Source organism: Gilliamella sp. B3367, from assembly GCF_026536825.1.
GTDB classification, from domain to species: domain Bacteria; phylum Pseudomonadota; class Gammaproteobacteria; order Enterobacterales; family Orbaceae; genus Gilliamella; species Gilliamella apicola_E.
On the sequence record NZ_JAFNNJ010000010.1, the window covers coordinates 23,664 to 47,227 of the forward strand.

Consider the following 23,564-nt stretch of genomic DNA (forward strand, 5'->3'; position numbering starts at 1 on the left):
TTCTATAAATCTCTTAGAGAGATTTTGCTTTCTCAATCGCTTCGTCGATTGAACCAACCATATAAAATGCCTGTTCAGGAATATGGTCATAATCACCGTTCATAATACCTTTAAATGCACTGATGGTGTCTTTTAATGGTACGTATTTACCTGGTGAACCTGTGAACACTTCCGCAACGAAGAATGGTTGAGATAAGAAACGTTGAATCTTACGTGCACGAGCAACAGTTAATTTATCATCTTCCGATAATTCATCCATACCAAGAATTGCAATGATATCTTTTAATTCTTGATAACGTTGAAGAATTGACTGTACGCCACGAGCACAATCGTAATGTTCTTGACCAACAACAAGTGGATCTAATTGACGACTTGTTGAGTCAAGTGGGTCAACCGCTGGGTAAATACCTAATGATGCGATTTGACGACTTAATACGATTGTTGCATCTAAGTGAGCAAAGGTTGTTGCCGGTGATGGGTCAGTTAAGTCATCGGCTGGTACGTATACTGCTTGGATTGAGGTAATTGAACCGGTTTTCGTTGAGGTGATACGTTCTTGTAATAACCCCATCTCTTCTGCTAATGTCGGTTGGTAACCTACCGCAGATGGCATACGACCTAATAGTGCAGATACTTCGGTACCGGCTAAGGTATAACGGTAAATATTATCGATAAATAATAGTACGTCTTTACCTTCGTCACGGAATTTTTCCGCCATGGTTAAGCCAGTTAACGCTACGCGTAAACGGTTCCCTGGTGGCTCATTCATCTGACCATAAACTAACGATACTTTATCAAGTACGTTTGATTCTTTCATTTCATGATAGAAGTCGTTACCTTCACGAGTACGTTCACCCACACCAGTAAATACTGAGTAACCTGAGTGCTCGATCGCGATGTTACGAATTAATTCCATCATGTTAACGGTTTTACCTACACCCGCACCACCAAATAGACCAACTTTACCACCTTTTGCAAATGGACAAATTAAGTCGATAACTTTGATACCGGTTTCAAGTAATTCTGTTGAGTTAGCCAACTCTTCGTATGTTGGTGCTGCACGGTGAATTGCCCAACGCTCTTCTTCACCAATAGGACCTGCTTTATCAACAGGATCACCAAGTACGTTCATAATTCGGCCAAGTGTTTTTGTTCCCACAGGAACTTCTATGCCGTGACCTGTATTTACTACTTTAAGTCCACGTCTTAAACCATCAGATGAGCCCATTGCAATACAACATACAACGCCACCACCTAATTGTTGCTGAACTTCCAGAACTAATTTTTCAGTGCCAGTTTCCACTTCTAATGCATCATATACCTTTGGTACTGCATCTTCTGGGAATTCGACATCAACCACCGCACCGATGATCTGGACAATCTTTCCAGTAGCCATTTTTATTCCTCTACGTCTTTTTCTTAACTATAAGCCAATATTTAGCACTAACCTGAAACAGCAGCTGCACCCGATACAATATCAATTAATTCGTTGGTAATCGCACCTTGACGTGCTTTGTTATACACAATTTGTAATTCATTAATTAAATTTGCACCGTTATCGGTTGCTGCTTTCATGGCCACCATTCTTGCTGCTTGTTCACTCGCTAAATTGTCAACCACCGCTTGATAGACTTGTGATTCAATATAACGACGTAAAATCACATCTAATAATGATTTTGCATCTGGCTCATAAATATAATCCCATGATGAAGCTTTTAGCTCTTTATCTTCTGAATGTGGTAATGGTAATAATTGCTGTATTGTCGGCTTTTGGGACATGGTATTAATAAATTTATTGGTTACTATATATAATTTATCAATTTTACCGTTGTCATATGCCTCAAGCATTGTTTTTACCGGACCAATTAAATCAGATAAAGTGGGTTCGTCACCTAAATTAGTTACTTGGGTTAAAATATTCGTTTTTACTGAAGAGAAAAACGATACCCCACGTGAACCAATTAAAGCCACATCTGCTTCAACACCTTTCTCTTGCCATGCTGACATATCAGCGATAACAGTTTTGAAAAGATTGATATTTAATCCACCACATAAACCACGATCGGTTGATATGATAAGATAGCCAACTCGCTTTACATCTCTTTCTTCTAAATAGGGATGTTTGGCGCCTATTTGAGCTAACGCTAAATGTCCAATTACTTCGCGAATCATTTCAGCATATGGACGACTAGCAGCCATTCTGTCCTGCGTTTTACGCATTTTAGAGTTGGCTACCATTTCCATCGCTTTGGTGATCTTTTGCGTACTTTGGATACTGGCAATTTTTGTTCTAATCTCTTTTGCATTAGCCATTTGTTACCTCACCCTTACCAAGTTTGAGTTGATTTAAAGCTTTCAAGCAATGCTTTTAACTTACTTTCAATCTCATCGTTGTAATTGCCTGTCTCGTCGATCTGTTTTACAAAATCGGCATATTGACTATGGGCATAAGATAGAAGTGCTGTTTCAAATGATAATACTTTAGCAAGTTCAACATCTTCTAGATAACCACGCTCAGCGGCATAAAGTACAATTGATTGCTCTGCAACAGTCATTGGTGAATATTGCTTTTGTTTGAGTAATTCAGTTACTTTTTCACCGTGGCTTAATTGGTTTCTTGTTGCTTCGTCTAAGTCAGATGCAAATTGTGAGAAAGCGGCTAATTCACGATATTGTGCAAGTGCTGTACGAATACCGCCTGATAATTTTTTCATTATCTTAGTTTGAGCAGCACCACCCACACGAGAAACCGAAATACCTGGGTTTACCGCAGGACGGATACCCGAGTTGAATAAGCTGGTTTCAAGGAAGATCTGACCATCTGTAATCGAAATTACGTTAGTTGGTACGAATGCAGAAACGTCACCCGCTTGAGTTTCGATAATTGGTAACGCAGTTAATGAACCGGTTTTACCTTTTACTTCGCCTTTAGTGAACTCTTCAACATAAGCTTCGTTAACACGAGCTGCACGTTCAAGTAAACGTGAGTGAAGATAGAACACGTCACCAGGATAAGCTTCACGCCCAGGTGGACGACGAAGTAGTAATGAAATTTGACGATAAGCAACGGCTTGTTTCGATAAATCATCATAAACAATTAGTGCATCTTGTCCGCGGTCACGGAAGTATTCTCCCATAGCACAACCCGCGTAAGGTGCTAAGTATTGTAATGCTGCTGATTCAGATGCTGATGCAACAACCACAATGGTATTTTTAAGTGCACCGTGCTCTTCAAGTTTACGCACTACGTTAGCAATAGTTGATTGTTTTTGACCGATTGCGACATAGATACATTTAACACCAGAATCACGTTGATTAATAATGGCGTCGATGGCTAATGCGGTTTTACCGGTTTGACGGTCACCGATGATAAGTTCACGTTGACCACGACCAATTGGAATCATTGAGTCAACTGCTTTATAACCAGTTTGTAACGCTTGGTCAACAGATTGACGATCGATAACGCCTGGCGCAACAACTTCTACAGGTGAGAAGCCGTCATGTTGAATCGAACCTTTACCATCAATTGGTTCACCAAGTGTGTTGATAACACGGCCTAATAAACCATCACCTACTGGTACCTGTAAAATACGGCCAGTACATTGTACTTTCATCCCTTCAGATAAGTCTTCGTATGGTCCCATGACCACCGCACCAACAGAATCTCTTTCAAGGTTTAATGCCATTGCATATCGGTTACCTGGCAATGCAATCATTTCGCCTTGCATGACATCAGTTAATCCGTGGATTCGAAGGATACCATCACTTACTGAGATGATCGTTCCTTCATTGTGAGCATCACTCACAATATTGAACTGAGCTATCCGCTCTTTAATTAGTTCACTTATTTCAGTTGAATTTAGCTGCATTATCAGTCCCCTTAAGACTGTAGAACGTCATTTAGTCGATTTAGACGTCCTCTGATACTACTATCAATAACCATATCGCCCGTACGAATAATAAAACCAGAAATGAGCGATTTATCAATATGACATTTTAGTTTTACTTTTCGTGATAAACGTTTTTCGACAGCGACAGAAATTTTATCAAGTTGTTCACTAGTAAGCTCATTGGCAGAAATTACATCAACGTCTGCTTGGGCTTCTCTTTCTAAACAGTATTGCTCAAACAATGTTAACACTTCAGGAAGAAGGGATAAGCGTTTGTTTTCAGCCATCACTTTAATAAAATTAGTGCTAAACTCATCAAGCACATCTTTACAGATGTTGATGAGTAAGTTAGCCACTGAATCGGTTTTCATGTCAGATGTTAAAATGCTTTTTATTTGAGCATCTTTGCTCACTTCAGCAGTTAACACTAACATTTTGTGCCATGATTCGATGCTATTTTTTTCAACAGCAAAGTCGAAAGCGGCTTTAGCATAAGGGCGAGCAATCGTAATTAAGTCAGCCATTGCTCTATTCTCCTTATAGTTCAGCTACGAGTTTATCAATGATGTCGCTGTTAGCGGCTTCATTAACAGAACGTTCAATAATTTTTTCTGCACCGGCAATAGCGAGTGTAGCGACTTGTTGTTTAAGCTCTTCACGAGCGCGTTTACGCTCAGCCTCAACTTCAGCAAGTCCTTGAGCAACAATCCTTTCTTTTTCACGAGTAGCTTCTTGTTTAGCTTCTTCTAGAATGGCTGCTTTGCGTTTATTCGCTTGCTCAATAATTGCATTAGCCTCAACCTTAGCCTGTTGCATTATGTCAGATGTATTTGCTTTGGCTAATTCCAAATCTTTTTTTGCTGTTTCTGCTGAAGCTAATCCTTCCGCTATCTCTTTTTGGCGTTTTTCAATCGCTCGGATAACCGGAGGCCAAACAAACTTCATACAGAACCAAACAAACAATACAAATGTAATTGCTTGGCCGAGGAGAGTTGCGTTCATATTCATGAGACAATTCCTCTTAAATTATTATTAACCAGCAACAGCAAAAATAACATATAGCGCAATACCCACACAAATCATAGGAATCGCATCAACTAAGCCCATAACGATAAAGAATTGTGTACGTAACATAGGCATTAATTCTGGTTGACGAGCAGCACCTTCTAAGAATTTACCACCTAATAGACCGATACCAACTGCACCACCGATTGCAGCTAATCCCATCATTATGCCAGCGGCTACAAATAACATACTCATACTATCCATTATATACTCCAGTTTATTATCTAAAAAAAGTTAAAATTAATGATCTTCTGTTGTTGAGGCCATCGCTAAATAGACGATAGTCAACACCATAAAAATAAATGCTTGTAAGGTGATTATCAAAATATGGAAGATAGCCCATGGTAGTGATAATACCCATTGTGACCACCAAGGTAATAATGCTGCTATTAAGATGAAGATAAGTTCACCAGCATACATGTTACCGAAGAGTCGTAATCCTAAAGAAACAGGTTTAGCTAATAAGCTAACAAGTTCAAGGACTAAATTGATTGGTGCAAATGCCCAATGATTAAATGGATGCAAGGTGTATTCTTTAATAAACCCTGAAATCCCTTTATATTTGATTGAATAAATGATGATAAGTGCAAAGACACCGAGTGACATTGACATTGTGATACTCACGTCAGCTGTCGGTACGACTCTTAAATGAGATAGACCTAAATATTGTCCCGCATAAGGTAGGAAATCAACAGGAATTAGATCCATTAAGTTCATTAAAAATACCCAGATAAACACAGTAAGTGCTAAAGGGGCAATGAGTTTATTTTGACCTGTGAACATGTCTTTGACCGTATTATTTACAAATTCAAAGATCATCTCTACCGCACATTGAAGTTTACCTGGTACGCCACTCGTCGCTTTCCTTGCTACACGATGGAAAATCCATAAGAAAAGCACACCAAGTACAATTGAGAAGAACAAGGAATCAAGATTAAAGGTCCAAAAACCAGAACCAACTTGTAAGTTCTCCAGATGGTGTTTTATATAAGCTTGCGGTGAAGCTGGAGAGGAAACTGCCATATAACCCTCTTACCTATTTTAAAAATAAAAACTACAGTTTGTTTTTGCCTTAAAAGGTATAAACAATCACTGCAATAACCGAAGCTATTATTTTAAACCTAATTCCCTATAATAAGTCAACAACTGATTAAAAAAATAAAGAATTTAGACACTTTTTACTAATTTTGTGTAAAGAATAACAGCTTTACCGCTCACTTTATTAGAAATATTGTTCATCAATAGCTTAATTAATGATGAAAAAACAGGCTAATTTGATGCTTTAACTGCATTGGCAATTTGTTCCGCTAGTTTTTGCACTTGAGAGTGATTACTACCTTCTACCATTACGCGGATAAGCGGCTCGGTGCCTGATTTGCGTATCAATACCCGACCTTCATTGCCAAGTTGCGTTTCTGCCTCTTCAATTGCAGATTTGACCGCAGCATTGGCTAATGGGTTTCCTGTATAACGAACGTTAATTAATATTTGTGGTAGCATGGTCATGCCTTGACATAATTCAGCGAGTGACATGTTATTTCTTATCATTGCTGCCAGAACTTGTAAGCCTGCAACAATACCATCGCCAGTTGTGGTTTTATCAAGTAAAAGGACATGGCCTGAATTTTCTGCGCCTAATCGCCAATTTTTTTCAACCAGCATTTCAAGCACATAACGGTCCCCCACTTTTGCTCGTACAAATGGGATGCCAAGATTTTTAAGGGCGATTTCAAGTCCCATGTTGCTCATCAAGGTTCCAACAACGCCACCTTTAAGTTGACCTTGCCTTAAGGCTTCACGAGCAATAATGTAAATAATTAAATCACCATCAATTCTATTGCCTTTATGATCGACCATAATGATGCGGTCACCATCACCATCAAGAGCAAAGCCCAAGTCAGCTTTTTCTTCAAGGACAGTTTTAGTTAATGCTTTTACATCAGTAGCACCACAGTTTTCATTAATATTGACTCCATCCGGTTCACAACCAATTTTTATTACTTTAGCACCAAGTTCTCGAAGTACTTTTGGGGCAATGTGGTAAGTGGCTCCATTGGCACAATCCACAACAACTTTTAGTCCTGATAGACTTAAGTCGTGATCAAAGGTGCTTTTACAAAATTCGATATATCGGCCAGCTGCATCGGTTATTCGGCTTGCTCGGCCAAGTTGTTTTGATTCAACACAGTCGATCTGTTTTTCAAGCTCGGCTTCGATTTCTAATTCAATGGCGTCATCGAGTTTTCGCCCTTCAGTTGAGAAAAATTTAATACCGTTATCATAAAATGGGTTATGGGAGGCCGATATGACTACACCCGCATCAGCCCGAAATGTGCGAGTTAGATAAGCAATGGCAGGTGTTGGCATTGGTCCAGTAAAAGCAGCAGCGACGCCCGCGGAGGCAAATCCTGCTTCTAAAGCCGATTCAAGCATATAACCTGAAATACGAGTATCTTTACCGATGAGGACTTTTTTAACACCATCTTTAGCCAGTACTCGTCCTGCTGCCCAGCCTAACTTGAGGGCGAAATCAGGCGTGATAGGATATTCTCCAACTTTTCCACGAATACCATCTGTCCCAAAATATTTCCGATTAGACATGTTATTTCCTCATACTAAAGTTTTTTATTTGACCAATTGCCTTTCTTATAAGTCGTTTTTTATCCTATAAAAGGAAGCGAAGTAAAATTATTCTCGATTGTCATTAGCAAATTTTAATAATACTTGGCTCTCTTTTATAAAACGTTCAGCATAACTGCCAAACCATTTAGTTACTTCATTAAAATTTTCAATGAATTTAGTTTTATCTCGTTGTTCAATTAATTTAACCATTTGCCCAAAACATTCATAATAGCGTTTGATTAACTCAATATTTTCATCTGACGCCATGATGATATCGGCATAAAGAACGGGATCTTGAGCAAATAAGCGACCAACCATCATTAACTCCAAGCGATAAATAGGTGATGATAAGGTAATTAATTGTTCTAAATCAGCGTGTTCTCGTTGTAAATTTACACCGTATGAGAACGAAGTAAAATGGCGTAATGCTTGAATAAACGACATACATTTGTCATGCTCTTTGGCATCAATCGCGCACAAATTGGCTCCCCAAATTCGCATCTGTTCAATTAACCATTGATATTGCTCAGGATATCGACCTTGGCAGTAGACAATGACTTGTTTGGCTAAATTTGGCACGTCAGGACCAAACATTGGATGCAATCCAACCACAGGCCCCGCGTGTTTGGCTAGCATGGCTTGTAAAGGTTTGACTTTGATTGATGTGAAATCGGTTAAAATGCAATCTTTAGGTAACGGTGGTAATTGTTCAATGATTTCGCATGTTTTGTTGATAGGTACTGTAACAATAACGGCAGCGGCATCAGCGACAACTTCGGCTGCTTGATGCATGGTTTTGGAACCTAAGGTTTTAACTTCATAACCTGATAGGGTAAATAGTTTGGCAAATAGTCTACCCATTTGTCCATTACCGCCAATGATGACAATCGAGCCTTTGCCGTTGTAAACTTTTTTAAAACCTTTGTCGTTTTCACTTATATAGGACTCACGCATTAATCGGCGTAAAATATCTTCAATTAAGGCGGGTGATATGCCTAAGTTTTCAGCTTCTTGTTTACGTTTAGCTAACATATCGGCTTCACGTTTAGGATCATAAATCGGAATTCCATGCTCGCTTTTTACCTCACCAACTTCAGCAACTAATGCTAGTCGTTGACTAATTAAAGCTAAAATTGATTTGTCGACTTCATCAATTTTATGACGCAATGAAAGTAATTCCTTAGACATATTGTTGATCCTTTAATCACTGGTTATAGCTTTCGCTGTAATTGCTTAACAGTATAACGTATTTTTGGTAGCATGGGTCAATTGCAAAATTAAATCAAATACAATAAATTTATGATTAAAGTTTTATCTTTTAATATTAATAGTATTCGTATTAGAATCCATCAATTAGCTGCGATTATTGAAAGACATCAGCCCGATATCATTGGTTTACAAGAGACTAAAGTTCATAATGACCAATTTCCAATCGAGGAACTTAAGCAATTTGGCTACCATTTATATTATCACGGTCAAAAAGGTTATTACGGTGTAGCTTTATTGACTAAGCAAAAACCGTTATCGGTCGAGTGTGGGTTTCCGACCGATGAAGATGGTGCACAATGTCGATTAATGGTAGCTGAGTTTCCTACTAGCAAAGGTAATTTAACCGTCATTAATGGTTATTTCCCGCAAGGTGAAAGTTTGCATAATGAAATTAAATATCCAGCTAAGCGTAAATTTTATCAAGATTTAATTGAATATATACAGGATCGACAGCTGAATAGCCAATTATCACTCATTATGGGTGATATGAATATTTGTCCAACTGATTTAGATATTGGGATTAATGAAAATAACCGCAAACGGTGGTTAAGTGCGGGTAAATGCTCTTTTTTACCTGAAGAGCGTGAATGGATAAATAATTTAATGGCAGCAGGTTATACTGATACTTACCGTCATGCCAATCCAGATACACAGAGATTTTCTTGGTTTGATTATCGTTCCAGAGGTTTTAGTGTAAAAACCGGATTAAGAATCGATCTTATTTTAGCCAGTGAAAAACTTATGCAGTATTGTGGTGAAACCGGTATTGATTACGATATTCGTGGTATGGAAAAACCTTCCGATCATGCGCCAATTTGGGCCGACTTTGATTTAGATTAAACTTGTTAGGATAATAGTATGCACAATAGTTCGATTTTATCGGTAAAAGATCTTAATCAAATAGTTAGAGATTTGCTTTCTGATGCTATTGGGCAAGTTTGGTTAGTTGGTGAAATTTCCAATTTTTCTCGCCCAGCTTCAGGTCATTGGTATTTCACATTGAAAGATGATATTGCGCAAGTGCGTTGTGCCATGTTTCGTAATAATAATTATCGTACGGGATTTACCCCTCAAAATGGTCAACAAGTTTTAGTTAATGCCTCGGTAACTCTTTATGAAGCACGTGGTGATTATCAATTGGTTATTAATCAATTGCAACCAGCTGGTGCTGGTTTGTTACAACAAAAGTTTGAGCAACTAAAGCAAAAACTGTCAGAAGAAGGATTGTTTGATCCGATTTATAAAAAGTCGTTACCTGATAATATTCGTACGGTTGGAATTATTACTTCGTCAACAGGTGCAGCTCTACATGATATTTGTCAGATATTAAACCGGCGCGATCCAAGTTTGAATTTGATTATTTACCCAACGTCGGTACAAGGTACTGAAGCAGCGGCACAAATTGCCAGAATGATTCAAATCGCGAATATTCGCCAAGAATGTGATGTTTTAATTGTTGGGCGAGGAGGGGGATCGCTTGAAGATCTTTGGTCATTTAATGAGGAGCTTTTAGCTAGAGCTATTTTTGCTAGTCAATTACCTATTATTAGTGCTGTTGGTCATGAAGTTGATTTCACCATTGCTGACTTTGTTGCTGATGTGCGCGCAGCTACCCCATCGGCAGCAGCTGAGTTGGTTAGCCGGGATAAGCTAGAGCAGATTAAAAGTTTACAAGTTCAAGAACAATACTTATGTATGGCGATTGATTACTATTTGGTACGTCGACGAGAATTATTAAATAAGCGTTATCAACGATTGCAATCACAGCATCCTCAAACTAAATTATCTAAGCAATTAAATCGTCTATTAACCAGTCGTCACGCTTTATTTGAAAATATGCAGCACTATTTATCTAAACAATCCTATCGTCATAATGTGTTGGATAAATATTTGTTACGTGTTTCACCACAACATAAAGTGCTCTATTATGGTCAAAACCTAGAGAGAAAACAGCAGCAACTGATTAATCTGGTTCAAAAAAGGTTAACGGATGCTAAGCATGAATTTGTATTAAAAACATCTCAGCTTAATAGTGTTAGTCCACTTGCTACTTTAGATCGTGGTTATTCAGTAACGACGAACCAGCAACAACAAGTGATAAGAACGGTTGAACAAGTGTCGATTGGTGACTTTATTTTAACCCAGCTTAAAACAGGTAAATTAATCAGCCAAATTGTTGAGATAGATAAAAAAAATCAGTAAAACTGCTCTTTTTTCAATAATGTTTAACTCAACACATTGGATAAAATTGTACCTCAAATAGTATTAAGGATATAATATCTGACATGTTGGAAAATACTAAGAGAATAAAGTGGTTATACATCCTCCAATCGGTATTGATTTAGGTACTACCAATAGTTTAATTTGTGTTTGGCAAAACGGTCAGCCGACACTCATTCCCAATTCAATAGGTGAAGTTGTTACTCCTTCAGCTGTCAGCATTGATGAAGATAATTCCATTTTGGTTGGTCATGCTGCTTTATCTCGTTTAACTACCCATCCTAGCCGTAGTGCAGCAGCATTCAAACGGTTTTTAGGTTCAAGTAAAGTTTTTCAGTTGGGTGATCAAAAATTTACCCCAACAGAACTTTCAGCATTAGTTTTAAAATCATTAAAAGCGGATGCTGAAGCTTTCTTGAAACATGAAATTCGTGATGTCGTGATTTCCGTTCCCGCTTATTTCAATGACGAACAGCGTAAACAAACTCGCTTTGCTGCTGAGCTTGCAGGATTAAACGCAGTCCGTCTAATCAATGAGCCCACCGCTGCTTCAATGGCGTATGGATTACATGAAGAACAATCAGGAAATACGCTGGTTTTTGACTTAGGTGGTGGCACATTTGATGTGACAGTATTGGAATATGCAATGCCTATCATTGAGGTTCATGCATCAGCAGGCGATAACTACTTAGGCGGTGAAGATTTTACCCATGAAATAGTTAAAGCATGTTTGAGTGAATGGGAACTTAAGCAAGAAGATATTCCTGTCGATGATTATGCGCGTTTATTGGATTTAGCTGAACAATTAAAATGTAAGCTAAGTGGTGAGCAAATGCATAATTTGACATGGTTTTGGCAAGATAAGCAATGGCAATTTTCATTAAATGAAGTAAGAGCTAAGTCAATTTGGTTGCCATTACTCAATCGATTACGAGCGCCAGTTGAACAAGCATTAAGTGATGCTCGCTTAAAGGCTAATGAACTCGAACATATTGTTTTAGTTGGTGGTTCATCGCAATTAGGTGTGGTTCGTGAATTAGTGACAAAGTTATTTGGTAAACTGCCTTATCGTCATATCAATCCAACTGCTATTGTTGCACAAGGTGCAGCTGTTCAGGCGGCATGTCGTTTGCGAAATGCCGATGTTGAAGAGGTTATTCTAACCGATGTTTGCCCATATACACTTGGTATTGAAATTTCTTCGGGTAATATTAAAGGGTTATTTTCGCCAATTATTGAGCGTAATACGATAGTTCCAACTTCAAAGGTAAAAACGTTTTACACTTCATACCCTCAACAAAAAAGTATTATGCTTTCTGTTTATCAAGGTGAGAATCCAAAGGTTGAAAATAACGTTTTAATTGATGAATTTGAAGTGCCAGTCACACCTATGGAAAAAATACAAGGTATTGATGTTCGCTTTAGTTATGATTTAAATGGTTTGCTTGAAGTCGATGTGGTATTACTTGAAACAGGGGCATTGCATGGTAAAGTGATTGATCACAGTCCGATTGGATTAACCGATAAACAAAAACAAGAAAGCCATGACCGATTAGCGGCACTTAAAATTCATCCTCGTGATGAAATGTTAAATCGTACTTTATTAGCAAGGTTAGAGCGAGCATGGGCACAATCATTGGGTGATGAACGACTACTCATTGGCTCTTATATCGAAGCTTTTATGGAAGTCTTAAATCAGCAAAATCTTGAAGAGATAGAACAGGTTCGAAGCGAAATTGAATCGAATCTTAACGATCTTAATCGATAATTAGATAGATTTAAAAAATCCCCTTTGGTCATAATTAAATATCTTTTCAAAGGGGATAGTATACAAAGGGGATAGTACACAACGGAAATAGTATAAGCCGTATCTTTGCTTAGCTATCTAATGGTGGTCCATAGCGATTAGTTTGATTAATTGAGGGAGAGAAAATAGATAGACGATATTTTCCGCTACTATATGCATCATTTGAACGTCGCCTAATTGCAAAAATAATATTAATTATAATTAATGCAAATAATATATAGTAAATCATATGATGAGATGATTTCACCCCACTTAACTTTATTATCAAAAAACTTAATATCGCGGTGACGCAACATATTTGATTATAAAAACCTTTGCCATTGGTTCGACCATTCCAACGCCATATTTGATTCGATTTATTTTTAGGTAGTGATTTTGCTTCAAGGTTCTTTTGATTTTCAATATTTTTTGCTAGAAGCAGTGTCGAGCATAAACGTAATATTAAATCATTATCCGTATCACCTTTAATATTCTCCAATTTATTAATTTTATCATCATTGAAAATCATATTATCGTCAGATAAATTTTCATTAAGGGCTTTCAATTGTTTTAATGATTCATAAATATCACGATTTTTTTTCCTAAATGAGGAGGAGATTGATAGTTTGTTCTCAAATGCTTTAGCTAATTGTTGCAATGCTTCATCATCACCAGCTAATTTTTGTAAGACCTGATGTAACTCCTCTTTTTGATTCAGTTTATTTAAGATTATTGTATGGAGTAGCATTAAATATGCTGGTGAGTGGTTAGCTAATTTAGCTTGCCATAATTGATCTATATTTTGTTTGATATCGGTAAAATTAACATCCTCAGGTATATCAATAAAATATTCAATGGCATTAGGGTAATTACATAACATACTACTAGTTACCTTGTTATTACAATCGATCAGATTATATAACTCAACTTCATTTTGCCATTCATTAGACTTAAAAGTATTTAATAGTGGTGTGAGTTGATCATCATCAGGCAAATGAAATAACTGATTATTTTTCCTAATGAAATTTGCAGCTTTAAACGGCGAATTACCAATAGTCACGACCAATAGACAATGACGATACCATTGCCAATATGCATCTTTATTATCAGTAATTAACTCGACTGGTAATTTGGGTAAATTATCTCGCCCTCTGAAATGAAAATATATTGGCCAGTCAAACATCTCCATATTGCGATAGCTAATATTTCTATATAAATTTAGTTTAGCTGTGTCTGGAATATCATCGAATCTATCTAGCCATAAACGACCAAATAAAACATATTCACCATTTTCGTCAGGGTCAAACTGAGTTGGAATAATAGTATCATCATAATATAACCAAGCTTTAAATTCTTGGACTGGTGAAAGTTTTGTTAGCCATTCAAGGTGCTGTTTAGCCTGGCGTTGTAGATTTTGTAAGATAAATTGTTCAAATTGATCTTCAAAGTGATCATTTAAGATTGCATGTAATAATGTTTCATTACCGTGTCGTAACATAATTGCATGACGATATAAGCGATAAAAGCTACTGGTTCCATCATCATGTAATAATGTATATAACACTTGGCGATAATTCCAATTAATATCCGTTGCCCATCTAATAACACTAGAAATTTCTTCTGGGTAATCTTCTATTTTTAATTTGAACAATCGTGAGTTTGTAGTTGTAGTGAGTTGGGGTATTGCATATAAATATTTATTATCAGTTTCAGCAGGTAAACAATATGATTGATTAAGTGCAAGGAGCAGTAAAGGTAAATAATTGTGATGGTTTTTGGTACACCACTTAATTAACCAAATAGCAGCTTGCTCTTGATATTGTGGTAAATGATATAACTCTACCCAGAATTGAAAGGCATTTTCTTCATCTTCAAGTAAAGAGTATTGTATTGCTGCAACAACTTTCCATTGATTAGCTTCATCTTGGTTGGAATTAGCGATGCGAGTTAAAGCATATTCTAATAAACTTTTATTTTTCATTTTAGCAAAGCTATGCCAATGAGCTAAATCTTCCATCAATTCCTGGTTATTGGGTAAGTAAATCACAGTATGAATAGAAAAATACTTATTTAATTCCTTATAAGGTTTATCCCAAAAAATCCATTGCGCATTACGCACATAATTGATAGTTTCATTTTGTACTGCTTTATTATTTTTAGGCAGGCAGTTATAGTCAAACAAATCACCCCGTTCAATGTGATCGAAAAAATTCTCGTACATTTCAATCTTATCAGGATAGTGATCCATCACTTGTTGGCGCCAACGTAAATTTTCTGCCAATATTTTTAAGCAAGTAAGTGATATGGTTAATGTATCATAACTGATATCTAACATTTTCCATTTAGCAATATCTAATACAGACATTGGGTAATCAAAAAAGGAGGCAATAAACTTTTGCCATTCATCAACATCATTGCAGCGAGCAGGATCATCGAGTAATGCTTGATAATTATCACAGATCTCTTTGACTTGGCGTTCTTCTTCGGTAATGCTTACTTCCTCTTGCTCTTGATTGGACTGTTCATCTGTTTCTTCTGGTGACTTTGCGTATTGCAACGCCAATTCATAAGCTTCCCGTAAAGCTTTAAAGCCTACTGGATCTGTTTCGGGGTGATATTGAGGAAGTTTTGCTCGATAAGCATTACGAATTTCTGTTATATCAATGGTTTTATCAATACCCAATAATTGCCAAAAATTATTATTCATGACCAAGCATACTCCATTAAAGATTGTGGTTTTTCTATTTCTTCAAGTTCGATATACCAAGGTAAGTGATGATAGGGGGAGTCTTCATTGGAATATAACTTGGACATAGTCCAATTACGCGATGAGCGACATAATTCGCAACGTAGCTGCTCTAAATCTTCTTTATTGGATAATGATTCCCAATATTGATACCCAATAAACCATCCTGAAAAATAACTTTGCCAAGATGAATAATAGTGTTGAGCACGTAGCGCTATTCTATAAAAAATCCATAGTGCTTCATCTTCGGTAATAAACATATTGCTGGTGCCATTGCGTAATAGATAGCCCATTCTTGCATAATCAAAGCTACGTATGCCACCAACACCACACTCGGAATAGGTTTTTTCTACATATTCAATTAAGACTTTATCGTAATCGCAGTGTTTTTCAATATATTTAAGCCAATGAGGAGCGGTTAATCTTGGGTACATAAAATAGTGTTTAGATAAAGCCGGCGCATGACCATCATCAACCATATCAAAAATCATTGATAATAGGCTTTCTCGAGAGTCAATGCCCCAATCTTTTTTCATATCAGTATAATTTCGTTCTGGATAAAAATAAGGTGAGGTATAACTTGCGCCTTCTTCTTTATTTAATGCAACCATTGGTGCAGATAATCCAAATAACCAATCGATACAATCTTGATGCATAGCTTAACTCTGTTAATGTTTATTATTAATCTGTGTAAAAAGATAGCAGATTTTATAGAAAAATAAATGTTTGTTTTAACAAGTAGAGTAATTGCTTTCTTGAGATATGTTAATTAAAAATAATCAAATAACTTTTACATTTCAGAATAATAAAATTATTTTGCAAATCATTATCTACAAGGCATAATAAAAAGAATTTATCAGTATTTGAATTTTACTGAGCTGTAAATAAAAGGAGTAATAATGAAAAAAATTGTCTTAGTTGCTGTATTAGTATCGGGTGCTTTAATGCTACAAGGTTGTGTAGCGGCTGTTATTGGTGTCGGCGCTGGCGCTACAGCAAAAGTTGCAACCGATCCACGTACTACTGGAACGCAAGTTGATGATACAACGCTCAATACCAGAATGAATAATAAGCTAAGCGAAAATGGTCCTTTCTTTATAGGCTCTCGTATTTCCTCAAGTACCTATGATGGCAATATTATTTTAACTGGCCAAGCGAATGCAGAACAAATTGAAAAGGCTGAACGTCTTGCATATCAAGTTGAAGGTGTGAAGAAAGTTTACAACCAAATTCGTTCAGGAGAGCCTGTCGGTGCTGGAACTATCAGTAATGATATGTGGATAACAACAAAAGTTAAATCGCAACTTGTCATAAATTCCAAAACAAAAGCACGTAATATCAAAGTGGTGACTGAAAATGGTGAAGTGTTTTTAATTGGCATTGTTACCAGTGAAGAAGGGCAAGAAGCCGCTAATGTTGCAAGTAAAGTTGCTGGCGTGAAGAAAGTTGTTACATTATTCACCCAACGCTAATCATAAATAGTTAAAAAAAGGAGAGTTTATTCTCCTTTTTTTACATCATTAGTTAACAATTTAATTCGTTCAATTATTTTATCTAGTCCTTGCTGCCTGGATTGACTCAATTCATCAATAATTTTTAACTGATTTAATATCGCGTGAAAATCAAGAGCCTTAATTTGTTCTGCATTTTTATTATTGGCAATCGTAATTAAAACGGCGAGTAATCCTTTAACAATTCGACCTTCGCTGTCACCTTGAAAAATAAATGAATCATCAGGTTGTTTTTTGACTGTTAACCATACTCGGTTTTCACAGCCATCAATCTGATTAGACTCAGTTTTTTGGTCATCAGGAAACGCTGGTAATTGCTTTGATAAAGCAATTAATTGCCGATAACGATCTTGCCAATTATGTTGCTTAGAAAATAGTTCAAATAGTGGTGATAACATAATAAAACCAGTTAGTAATTAGAGATAAAAGATAAGCGATTAGCTTAAAATCCTAAGTTAATACCTCAATAGCATTTTTCAGTGCTGTAACAAAACTATCAATGTCTTGCTGATTATTATATGGCATTATTGAAATGCGAATAACCCCATGACAGCCAAGTTTATCCATCAACGGCTTTGCACATAATCCACCTGTTCGAATTGCTATGTTTTGTTCACTTAATAAAATAGCGATATCATTATGATGAATGTTATGCATATTAAAGCTAATTATTGGACTATTCTTAACACTGTAGAATTGGATATGGTTCAATTCACTTAATTTTGATTCAGCGTAATTTGCCAATTGTGTTATATAACAATTTAATTGTGCTTCATCCCATTTTTTTAGCCAATCTAATGTTGCTTTAAAACCAAGTATTCCTGCAATATTTTGGGTACCAGCTTCGAATTTATAAGGCAAATCTTCGACTTCAAAATCTGAAAATGTTGTATTTTTCAACATTTTACCGCCACCTTGCCAAACGTCCATCTGTTCTAATAAATGTTGTTTTCCATATAGAACGCCAAGCCCTGTTGGGCCATATAACTTATGGGCAGAAAAAGCGTAAAAATCGATATCTAGCTTTTCAACATCAATTGGCTGATGAACAACACCTTGTGCACCATCTACCACTAAAATGGCATTATGCTGATGGACTAATTGACTAATTTTTACTAAATCTGGGCAAAAGCCAGTAACATTAGACATCTGGGTTATGGCCACAATTTTAGTTTTGGGTGATAGTAATGATGAAAGTTCATTAACATCGGCAGTCCACTTAATTACCTTTGCACCAGTTTGTTTGGCTACGATTAACCAAGGTAATAGGTTGCTATGGTGCTCTAATTCGCTGACAATTATTTCATCATCGGCCTGTAGTAAAGGTCTCGCATAACTTTGCGCAATTATATTTATAGATTCGGTGGTTCCACGAGTCCAAACAATTTGATGGCTTGATTGACTATGAATAAACTTAGCCACACTTTGCCGAGCTTCACTAATAGCTGTGGTAACTTTTAGTGCATCTTGGTGTAAACTGCGCTGTGCGGTTGCGGTATTATGTGCATAATATTCAACCGTTGTATCAATCATAGTTTGCGGTTTTAACGCAGTAGCAGCCGAATCAAGATAAACAGAGTTACTTAGAGCAGGGAAATCTGCTCTAAATTTTTCAGGTAGTTTATTGTGTAAGTTCAAGTCCAGCAATCCCATTCCAATAACCATTACAGTCTCGTTTATGTTCAATATGTAATGGGTTTGTGCCGTCTTCATTGGCTTTAAATTGTTTAACTATATCAAGCGTTTCAATACCAAGTGGTGAAATACGCACAATATCGACTAACCCTTTCATATCTTTAAGATTATTACCTAAATTGTAACAATAACCACTTTGAGTTTGAATGCCATTTAGTACAAACACCTTTTGTTGTTCTTGAGAAAAGACTTCTCGTCCTACAGGATATTTTATACAGCAAGTTTCACATTTATCTTTTGGTCTATCTTCTGATCTGGCTGTAAAACAACGAGCAGAATAAGCTAATGGCAAATAACCATAACTAAACACTTCAACCTCAAATTTACGATCAATTTTTAAAGAATCAAATTGGTTGAGAACATTATTTAACCAATCACGAGATAGTTCTACGGGCATACACCACCGTACCATACCTTGTTTTTGTAATAATTTTAGCGTAAATGCGTTGTAACAGTTAATCGCTGGGCCAGCGACGAAAGGTACTTTATTATCGTGGGCAATATTAATGGCAGCCAAATCATTAGCTTCAACTAAAAAGTCACCATTATTTACTAATTGTCTTAAATCGTTCAGTTCTGATGGCGCTTCCAGTAATGCAAGGGTAGAGAGTACTACTTGTTTACCAGACTTAGCAATTTCTTTGGCTAAATCTAACCAATTAGGTACTTTCATTTCACGGCGTTTGGTGCATACCGTTTCGCCCATATAAATAATATCAGCTTCACTATCTTTAGCGGCTTGATAAAAAGATTCAGTTTCAATTTTAGGCCAATAATAAAGCACTGGTCCTAATGCATATTTCATAGTTTTGCTCACTATATTTAAATTCTTGAATAGTCAATTGGCTAGCACATTAATATTGAAAACTACTAAGATTATTATATGTTTATTTTATTTTAAAATTTCAATATCAATGCTGACCAATTATTGCCATTTACGGTGATAAGCACCTAAAGTTGTTTGAGTCCCTTCTGAAACAGAGCCCAAGGTATCCATCCAATTCTTTTCAGCTTGGAATGCTTGTGGATTCGCTTTATAGCGATCAATAGCTTGTCTCCATACTTTTGTGACTTGTTCTACATAAGCTGGACTGCGTTGCCTTCCTTCAATTTTAACGGAAGCGATATTTGCAGCAAAAAGCTCCGGTAATAGTTCAATTGTATTTAAACTGGTTGGCTCTTCAATTGGATGATAAAGTGTATTTCCAACAAAATAACGTCCCTTACAAAGTGTAGGATACCCAGCATTTTCACCTTGTTTATGACAATCAATTAAAACATTGTTGAGTCTTGATTCAAGCCCTTTATCGGTCTCTTCCCAACGGACAAATTTTGCAGGAGAGCAAGCGCCAACAGTATTTGGCGATTCACCTGTTAGGTATGAAGATAAATAACAGCGACCTTCCGCCATAATACATAAACTACCAAACGCAAAAACCTCTAAAGGCACGGGTGATACTTGTGATAACTGTTTAACTTGATGCATAGATAACACACGAGGTAAAACAATACGATGCACCTGGAAGTTATTATAATAAAACTTAATTGACTCCTCATTAGTTGATGAGGCTTGCACTGAGACATGACGTTCAAGGTTCGGATACTTCTCAGCAGCATAATCAAGCATCGCTAAATCAGCAATGATTAAAGCATCAGCACCAATGTTAGCAGCAGTATCAACAGCATATTGCCATCTCTCAAAGTTTTCAGGATGAGCAAAGGTATTAATAGCTATATGTAATTTTTTACCGCGCTTGTGAACATAATCTGATGCTTCAACAAGTCGCTTTTCATTAAAATTTAAACCAGCAAAATGGCGAGCATTGGTATCATCTTTTAAACCAATATAGACAGCATCAGCTCCATTATCAATCGCCACTTTTAGGGATGGTAATGAGCCAGCGGGGCAAAGAAGTTCCATAATTATTCCTAACTTAAGTTCGGTATTTTATACGCCATATATTATGCAATAATTCCTAATTTAATGCGAATAATAAGCCGTAAAATGCTAAATTGTGGCAGGTCATAAATTCTTTTTAGAAAAAAGAAGCACACCTTAATTATATAACTTTTGATAGCAAAATAATCAAGGTGGTTATATCACTTAAGATGCAAATTATTGTAATTGGCAAGCATCTTCATCACCAATATTTTGGCAAGATAACTTAAAGTAATGTTTAGCCGTGTTTATATCTTTTTCTACCCCTAGCCCCTGTTGATATATAAGACCTAAATAATATTGTGCTTCACCACTATTTTGCTCTGCAGCAAGCTCAAACCACTTTTTTGCTTCTTGATAATCTTGTTTAACGCCATTACCGTTAAAATAGAGCCAACCTAAATTAAATTGCGAATAAACGTACCCTTGCTTAGCCGCATCTTCATCTAATTTTCTACCTTTTATATAATCTTGTTTTAAACCACCTTTTCCCAGATAATACAAATTAGCTAAATTATTTTTAGACACAATTGCATTTCCCTTTGCGCCTTGTTCATAATATTTTCTGGCTTTGACTTCGTCTGGTTTAACACCTTTTCCATCTTGATAGAAAACGCCCAAATTTCCGGCTGCTGCAGGCTCACCATGTTTCAAGGCTTTCTCATACCACTTTCGAGCCATAACATAATTCTTATTTATTTCGTCATTATTTAAATTTGCTTCTATGCCTTTTACTTGGGAATTTCGAGCCATTATTTCATAAAAAAGCCCCATATAAAACTCGCCACTGCTGTTACCGTTCAATGCACCTTTTTCAATCAGTTTTTTGGCTTTATTTAAATCTTGATCTACCCCTAAACCATTTAAATACAATGAACCTAAGTATACTGAGGCATTTTCATTATTTTGTTTTACGGCTTTTTCATACCATTGAACAGCTTTGGTATAACTTTGTTCAACTTCAATGCCTTTTTCATACATATAACCTATACGAAATTGCGCCTCTGCATCATTTTGGGTTGTTGCTTTTTTGTACTCTTTCTGATAATCCAACTCTTGATTTCCATAAGCGAAGAAAGGCATATTAACAAAAAGAAATAAGCACATAATCAATATTAATTTCTTCATCCGTTTTTCCTCCTAAAAAACATAAAGTAATTGCATTGTAGCAAATTTCACTAATAATTGAGCATAATCGTTAAAAGTAAGAGTCTTGCGGTTGGTGGCTTGAGCGGATAGGGTTTTATGGAAGTTAACTATGGTTAGGATTCCATTCTAAGCTAAAATCAACTAGAGACAAAGCACCTACTTCACAGTCTAACGAACGGTTTATACCGATGTGCCACAAGGAACAAAGCCCAAACCACAACTGACCATCAAGGGCAGGCGGCTGGAACTGGGCAAGTTGATAGTAGGACTTGCTTTGTAGGCTGAATCAATAAAAATAATGGCTCGATTTAAAGGATAAATTGAGGACAAAATAACTTGTTATCTTTTAACAAATAAACAACCTACATTCCGGATAACCTTTAGAATCAACCTATTTCATACTCTATTGAAGTATTAATTGGTTTTATGACTTCGTTAATCTTTTCCAAAAAACATATACATTCATCTGGTATTTGGTACTTAAAATATATTTTTATTAAAAAATTATCTCTTCCTTTAGCATCAGGGAAATATTTATATATATTTTTACTTTCAATAACATTGATATAAACATTTAGTTTTTCTTGTAATTGAAATAGATGAGATTCGTAAGGAGGATCCCAAGTTAAATAATCAGTTAATCCTAATTCAACTAAATTTTTATTATTTTTAGGAATTCCAACCATATCTAATTTATTTATTTCTTCTATAGACATACTATTAATTACCTTTTAGTTATCTGGTCTAACTAATTCTAATTTTGTCGGAGGTATTTTGGTCCCCCCTTCAAATCCAGGTTTACCAGCACCAATAATTGTACCGCCATTTTTCCAAGATAATTATTTTAACTAAGGTCTATTCTAAACCCCATATTAGTCACAAATACAAGTAAATTCAAAGCCCAAAACAGATCTATTAAAGATGAACCACACTATTACGCCATTTGCTATCGCCGTAACGTTGGTAAAGGTACACCCTCACTTTAGCTTACGATTAAAGGCAACAGGCTAAATGAACTCGGATTCACCTCTAGACAACTCGTCACCATTATCGCTAAAAAGGGTAAGTTAATTCGCAAACTTGCGAAGTAGATAGCATAACTAATAAATAATTTCCTTAGTTTTGCTATAGAGATCTCAGAATCGAGTAAAACAAAAAGATATAACTTTACTTGCCAAAGATCTTTATTCCGTATCGTCGACATTCAGCAAACCAGATGACAATCCCAGCCGGGATACCTAAGGGGATTAACTTAAATCCTGAATATAAATCATTTATATCAAATATAACATTACCATTTTTAATATAAAAAAATATATATACTATTAAAGCATATATAATAATAGTACAAAATAATATTAAAGGTGTTGCTATTACTAAAAATAATAATGCCATATATTTTCTATTTGCTTTCATTTTTATTTTTCTTCCGCATATTATCAAAGAAATCACTTGCAGATTTATTTAGTATTGAATCAGTGAGACTTCCACCCCAAGCTGGAGGCAAACTCTTAGAAACCGGTTTAGTAATCGTCAATTTTCCTATTGGGATCCATTCATATTGTTTGGATACAGGATTAAAGTATTTACCTAATGAACTTTGAACAAATTTTTCACAAAAATAACCTGGAACAGTCGTTATTGCAGAACTTAGGCACCATCTAATGGATCT

21 protein-coding genes are annotated in these 23,564 nt (G+C 36.1%); 4 read left to right on the plus strand and 17 right to left on the minus strand.

Translation table 11 applies throughout. The annotated features are described in order from the left end of the window. Window positions 1-13: 13 nt before the first annotated feature. The 9 genes from atpD to tyrA all read right to left on the minus strand — a co-directional run bounded on the left by atpD (window position 14) and on the right by tyrA (window position 8,765). Entirely contained in the window at window positions 14-1,396 is a 1,383-nt protein-coding gene (atpD, locus tag J3U23_RS11200; protein WP_025314341.1) for a F0F1 ATP synthase subunit beta, read from the minus strand. 47 nt (window positions 1,397-1,443) lie between these two features. Next, a complete protein-coding gene (gene atpG / locus J3U23_RS11205) occupies window positions 1,444-2,313 on the minus strand; it encodes a F0F1 ATP synthase subunit gamma (protein ID WP_065563776.1) in 870 nt (289 codons plus the stop codon). Between the two features lie 14 nt (window positions 2,314-2,327). Next, the gene (gene atpA / locus J3U23_RS11210; RefSeq protein ID WP_065563775.1) at window positions 2,328-3,869 is read right to left on the minus strand and encodes a F0F1 ATP synthase subunit alpha; all 1,542 of its coding nucleotides are present in this window, start codon (window positions 3,867-3,869) and stop codon (window positions 2,328-2,330) included. Between the two features lie 11 nt (window positions 3,870-3,880). After that, window positions 3,881-4,414 carry a F0F1 ATP synthase subunit delta gene (gene atpH, locus J3U23_RS11215; RefSeq protein ID WP_065563774.1) on the minus strand — a complete coding sequence of 178 codons (534 nt, stop codon included), beginning with the start codon at window positions 4,412-4,414 and terminating at the stop codon, window positions 3,881-3,883. Window positions 4,415-4,427: 13 nt separating this feature from the next. Next, a complete protein-coding gene (gene atpF, locus J3U23_RS11220; protein WP_065563773.1) occupies window positions 4,428-4,898 on the minus strand; it encodes a F0F1 ATP synthase subunit B in 471 nt (156 codons plus the stop codon). Between the two features lie 24 nt (window positions 4,899-4,922). Continuing rightward, the gene (gene atpE, locus J3U23_RS11225; RefSeq protein ID WP_065563772.1) at window positions 4,923-5,159 is read right to left on the minus strand and encodes a F0F1 ATP synthase subunit C; all 237 of its coding nucleotides are present in this window, start codon (window positions 5,157-5,159) and stop codon (window positions 4,923-4,925) included. 36 nt (window positions 5,160-5,195) lie between these two features. Next, window positions 5,196-5,978, minus strand: coding sequence for a F0F1 ATP synthase subunit A (gene atpB / locus J3U23_RS11230; RefSeq protein ID WP_065734997.1), 783 nt, complete (start codon window positions 5,976-5,978; stop codon window positions 5,196-5,198). Between the two features lie 246 nt (window positions 5,979-6,224). Beyond that, on the minus strand, window positions 6,225-7,556 hold the full coding sequence (gene glmM / locus J3U23_RS11235; protein WP_267339257.1) for a phosphoglucosamine mutase: 1,332 nt from the start codon (window positions 7,554-7,556) through the stop codon (window positions 6,225-6,227). 87 nt (window positions 7,557-7,643) lie between these two features. Next, window positions 7,644-8,765, minus strand: coding sequence for a bifunctional chorismate mutase/prephenate dehydrogenase (gene tyrA / locus J3U23_RS11240; RefSeq protein WP_065734995.1), 1,122 nt, complete (start codon window positions 8,763-8,765; stop codon window positions 7,644-7,646). 114 nt (window positions 8,766-8,879) lie between these two features. On the opposite strand from tyrA, the gene xthA reads away from it, so the two are divergent. From xthA to J3U23_RS11255, 3 genes are all read left to right on the plus strand, one after another. Further along, the gene (gene xthA, locus J3U23_RS11245; protein ID WP_065563846.1) at window positions 8,880-9,686 is read left to right on the plus strand and encodes an exodeoxyribonuclease III; all 807 of its coding nucleotides are present in this window, start codon (window positions 8,880-8,882) and stop codon (window positions 9,684-9,686) included. Window positions 9,687-9,704: 18 nt separating this feature from the next. Next, window positions 9,705-11,048, plus strand: coding sequence for an exodeoxyribonuclease VII large subunit (gene xseA / locus J3U23_RS11250; protein WP_267339258.1), 1,344 nt, complete (start codon window positions 9,705-9,707; stop codon window positions 11,046-11,048). 109 nt (window positions 11,049-11,157) lie between these two features. Further along, window positions 11,158-12,834, plus strand: a complete 1,677-nt coding sequence (locus J3U23_RS11255) for a molecular chaperone HscC (RefSeq protein WP_267339259.1) — start codon at window positions 11,158-11,160, stop codon at window positions 12,832-12,834. Window positions 12,835-12,943: 109 nt separating this feature from the next. On the opposite strand, the gene J3U23_RS11260 is transcribed toward J3U23_RS11255, so the two are convergent. Beyond that, the gene (locus tag J3U23_RS11260) at window positions 12,944-15,559 is read right to left on the minus strand and encodes a J domain-containing protein (RefSeq protein WP_267339260.1); all 2,616 of its coding nucleotides are present in this window, start codon (window positions 15,557-15,559) and stop codon (window positions 12,944-12,946) included. Beyond that, complete coding sequence (locus J3U23_RS11265) at window positions 15,556-16,254, minus strand: DUF1266 domain-containing protein (RefSeq protein WP_065563765.1); 699 nt, start codon at window positions 16,252-16,254, stop codon at window positions 15,556-15,558. The genes J3U23_RS11260 and J3U23_RS11265 overlap by 4 nt, the downstream gene beginning before the upstream one ends. A gap of 243 nt (window positions 16,255-16,497) precedes the next feature. On the opposite strand from J3U23_RS11265, the gene dolP reads away from it, so the two are divergent. After that, window positions 16,498-17,070, plus strand: coding sequence for a division/outer membrane stress-associated lipid-binding lipoprotein (gene dolP / locus J3U23_RS11270; RefSeq protein WP_267339261.1), 573 nt, complete (start codon window positions 16,498-16,500; stop codon window positions 17,068-17,070). A gap of 26 nt (window positions 17,071-17,096) precedes the next feature. Here the strand turns inward: dolP and csdE are convergent, their stop codons facing one another. The 6 genes from csdE to J3U23_RS11300 all read right to left on the minus strand — a co-directional run bounded on the left by csdE (window position 17,097) and on the right by J3U23_RS11300 (window position 22,608). After that, a complete protein-coding gene (gene csdE, locus J3U23_RS11275; RefSeq protein WP_267339262.1) occupies window positions 17,097-17,507 on the minus strand; it encodes a cysteine desulfurase sulfur acceptor subunit CsdE in 411 nt (136 codons plus the stop codon). A gap of 52 nt (window positions 17,508-17,559) precedes the next feature. Continuing rightward, window positions 17,560-18,774: a cysteine desulfurase CsdA gene (csdA, locus tag J3U23_RS11280; RefSeq protein ID WP_218060059.1), complete on the minus strand. Its 1,215-nt coding sequence runs from the start codon at window positions 18,772-18,774 to the stop codon at window positions 17,560-17,562. Next, window positions 18,731-19,609 (minus strand): U32 family peptidase, encoded by an 879-nt coding sequence (locus J3U23_RS11285; RefSeq protein WP_065563762.1) that lies wholly within the window; start codon window positions 19,607-19,609, stop codon window positions 18,731-18,733. Before J3U23_RS11285 ends, csdA begins: the two co-directional genes overlap by 44 nt. Before the next feature lie 120 nt (window positions 19,610-19,729). Further along, entirely contained in the window at window positions 19,730-20,725 is a 996-nt protein-coding gene (ubiU, locus tag J3U23_RS11290) for a ubiquinone anaerobic biosynthesis protein UbiU (protein ID WP_065563761.1), read from the minus strand. 195 nt (window positions 20,726-20,920) lie between these two features. Further along, window positions 20,921-21,871: a tetratricopeptide repeat protein gene (locus tag J3U23_RS11295; protein WP_267339263.1), complete on the minus strand. Its 951-nt coding sequence runs from the start codon at window positions 21,869-21,871 to the stop codon at window positions 20,921-20,923. 407 nt (window positions 21,872-22,278) lie between these two features. After that, window positions 22,279-22,608: a DUF6572 domain-containing protein gene (locus tag J3U23_RS11300; RefSeq protein WP_267339264.1), complete on the minus strand. Its 330-nt coding sequence runs from the start codon at window positions 22,606-22,608 to the stop codon at window positions 22,279-22,281. Between the last annotated feature and the right edge of the window lie 956 nt (window positions 22,609-23,564).

Excerpts from the sequence above, each read along its gene's own strand:
- atpA (WP_065563775.1), bottom strand. The coding sequence starts at position 3,869 with ATGCAGCTAAATTCAACTGAAATAAGTGAACTAATTAAAGAGCGGATA.
- atpD (WP_025314341.1), bottom strand. The coding sequence starts at position 1,396 with ATGGCTACTGGAAAGATTGTCCAGATCATCGGTGCGGTGGTTGATGTC.
- J3U23_RS11295 (WP_267339263.1), bottom strand. The coding sequence starts at position 21,871 with ATGAAGAAATTAATATTGATTATGTGCTTATTTCTTTTTGTTAATATG.
- J3U23_RS11285 (WP_065563762.1), bottom strand. The coding sequence starts at position 19,609 with ATGAAATATGCATTAGGACCAGTGCTTTATTATTGGCCTAAAATTGAA.
- csdE (WP_267339262.1), bottom strand. The coding sequence starts at position 17,507 with ATGTTATCACCACTATTTGAACTATTTTCTAAGCAACATAATTGGCAA.
- tyrA (WP_065734995.1), bottom strand. The coding sequence starts at position 8,765 with ATGTCTAAGGAATTACTTTCATTGCGTCATAAAATTGATGAAGTCGAC.
- atpG (WP_065563776.1), bottom strand. The coding sequence starts at position 2,313 with ATGGCTAATGCAAAAGAGATTAGAACAAAAATTGCCAGTATCCAAAGT.
- ubiU (WP_065563761.1), bottom strand. The coding sequence starts at position 20,725 with ATGGAACTTCTTTGCCCCGCTGGCTCATTACCATCCCTAAAAGTGGCG.
- J3U23_RS11260 (WP_267339260.1), bottom strand. The coding sequence starts at position 15,559 with ATGAATAATAATTTTTGGCAATTATTGGGTATTGATAAAACCATTGAT.
- csdA (WP_218060059.1), bottom strand. The coding sequence starts at position 18,774 with ATGGTTATTGGAATGGGATTGCTGGACTTGAACTTACACAATAAACTA.
- atpB (WP_065734997.1), bottom strand. The coding sequence starts at position 5,978 with ATGGCAGTTTCCTCTCCAGCTTCACCGCAAGCTTATATAAAACACCAT.
- dolP (WP_267339261.1), top strand. The coding sequence starts at position 16,498 with ATGAAAAAAATTGTCTTAGTTGCTGTATTAGTATCGGGTGCTTTAATG.
- J3U23_RS11300 (WP_267339264.1), bottom strand. The coding sequence starts at position 22,608 with ATGTCTATAGAAGAAATAAATAAATTAGATATGGTTGGAATTCCTAAA.
- atpE (WP_065563772.1), bottom strand. The coding sequence starts at position 5,159 with ATGGATAGTATGAGTATGTTATTTGTAGCCGCTGGCATAATGATGGGA.
- atpF (WP_065563773.1), bottom strand. The coding sequence starts at position 4,898 with ATGAATATGAACGCAACTCTCCTCGGCCAAGCAATTACATTTGTATTG.
- glmM (WP_267339257.1), bottom strand. The coding sequence starts at position 7,556 with ATGTCTAATCGGAAATATTTTGGGACAGATGGTATTCGTGGAAAAGTT.
- J3U23_RS11265 (WP_065563765.1), bottom strand. The coding sequence starts at position 16,254 with ATGCATCAAGATTGTATCGATTGGTTATTTGGATTATCTGCACCAATG.
- atpH (WP_065563774.1), bottom strand. The coding sequence starts at position 4,414 with ATGGCTGACTTAATTACGATTGCTCGCCCTTATGCTAAAGCCGCTTTC.
- xseA (WP_267339258.1), top strand. The coding sequence starts at position 9,705 with ATGCACAATAGTTCGATTTTATCGGTAAAAGATCTTAATCAAATAGTT.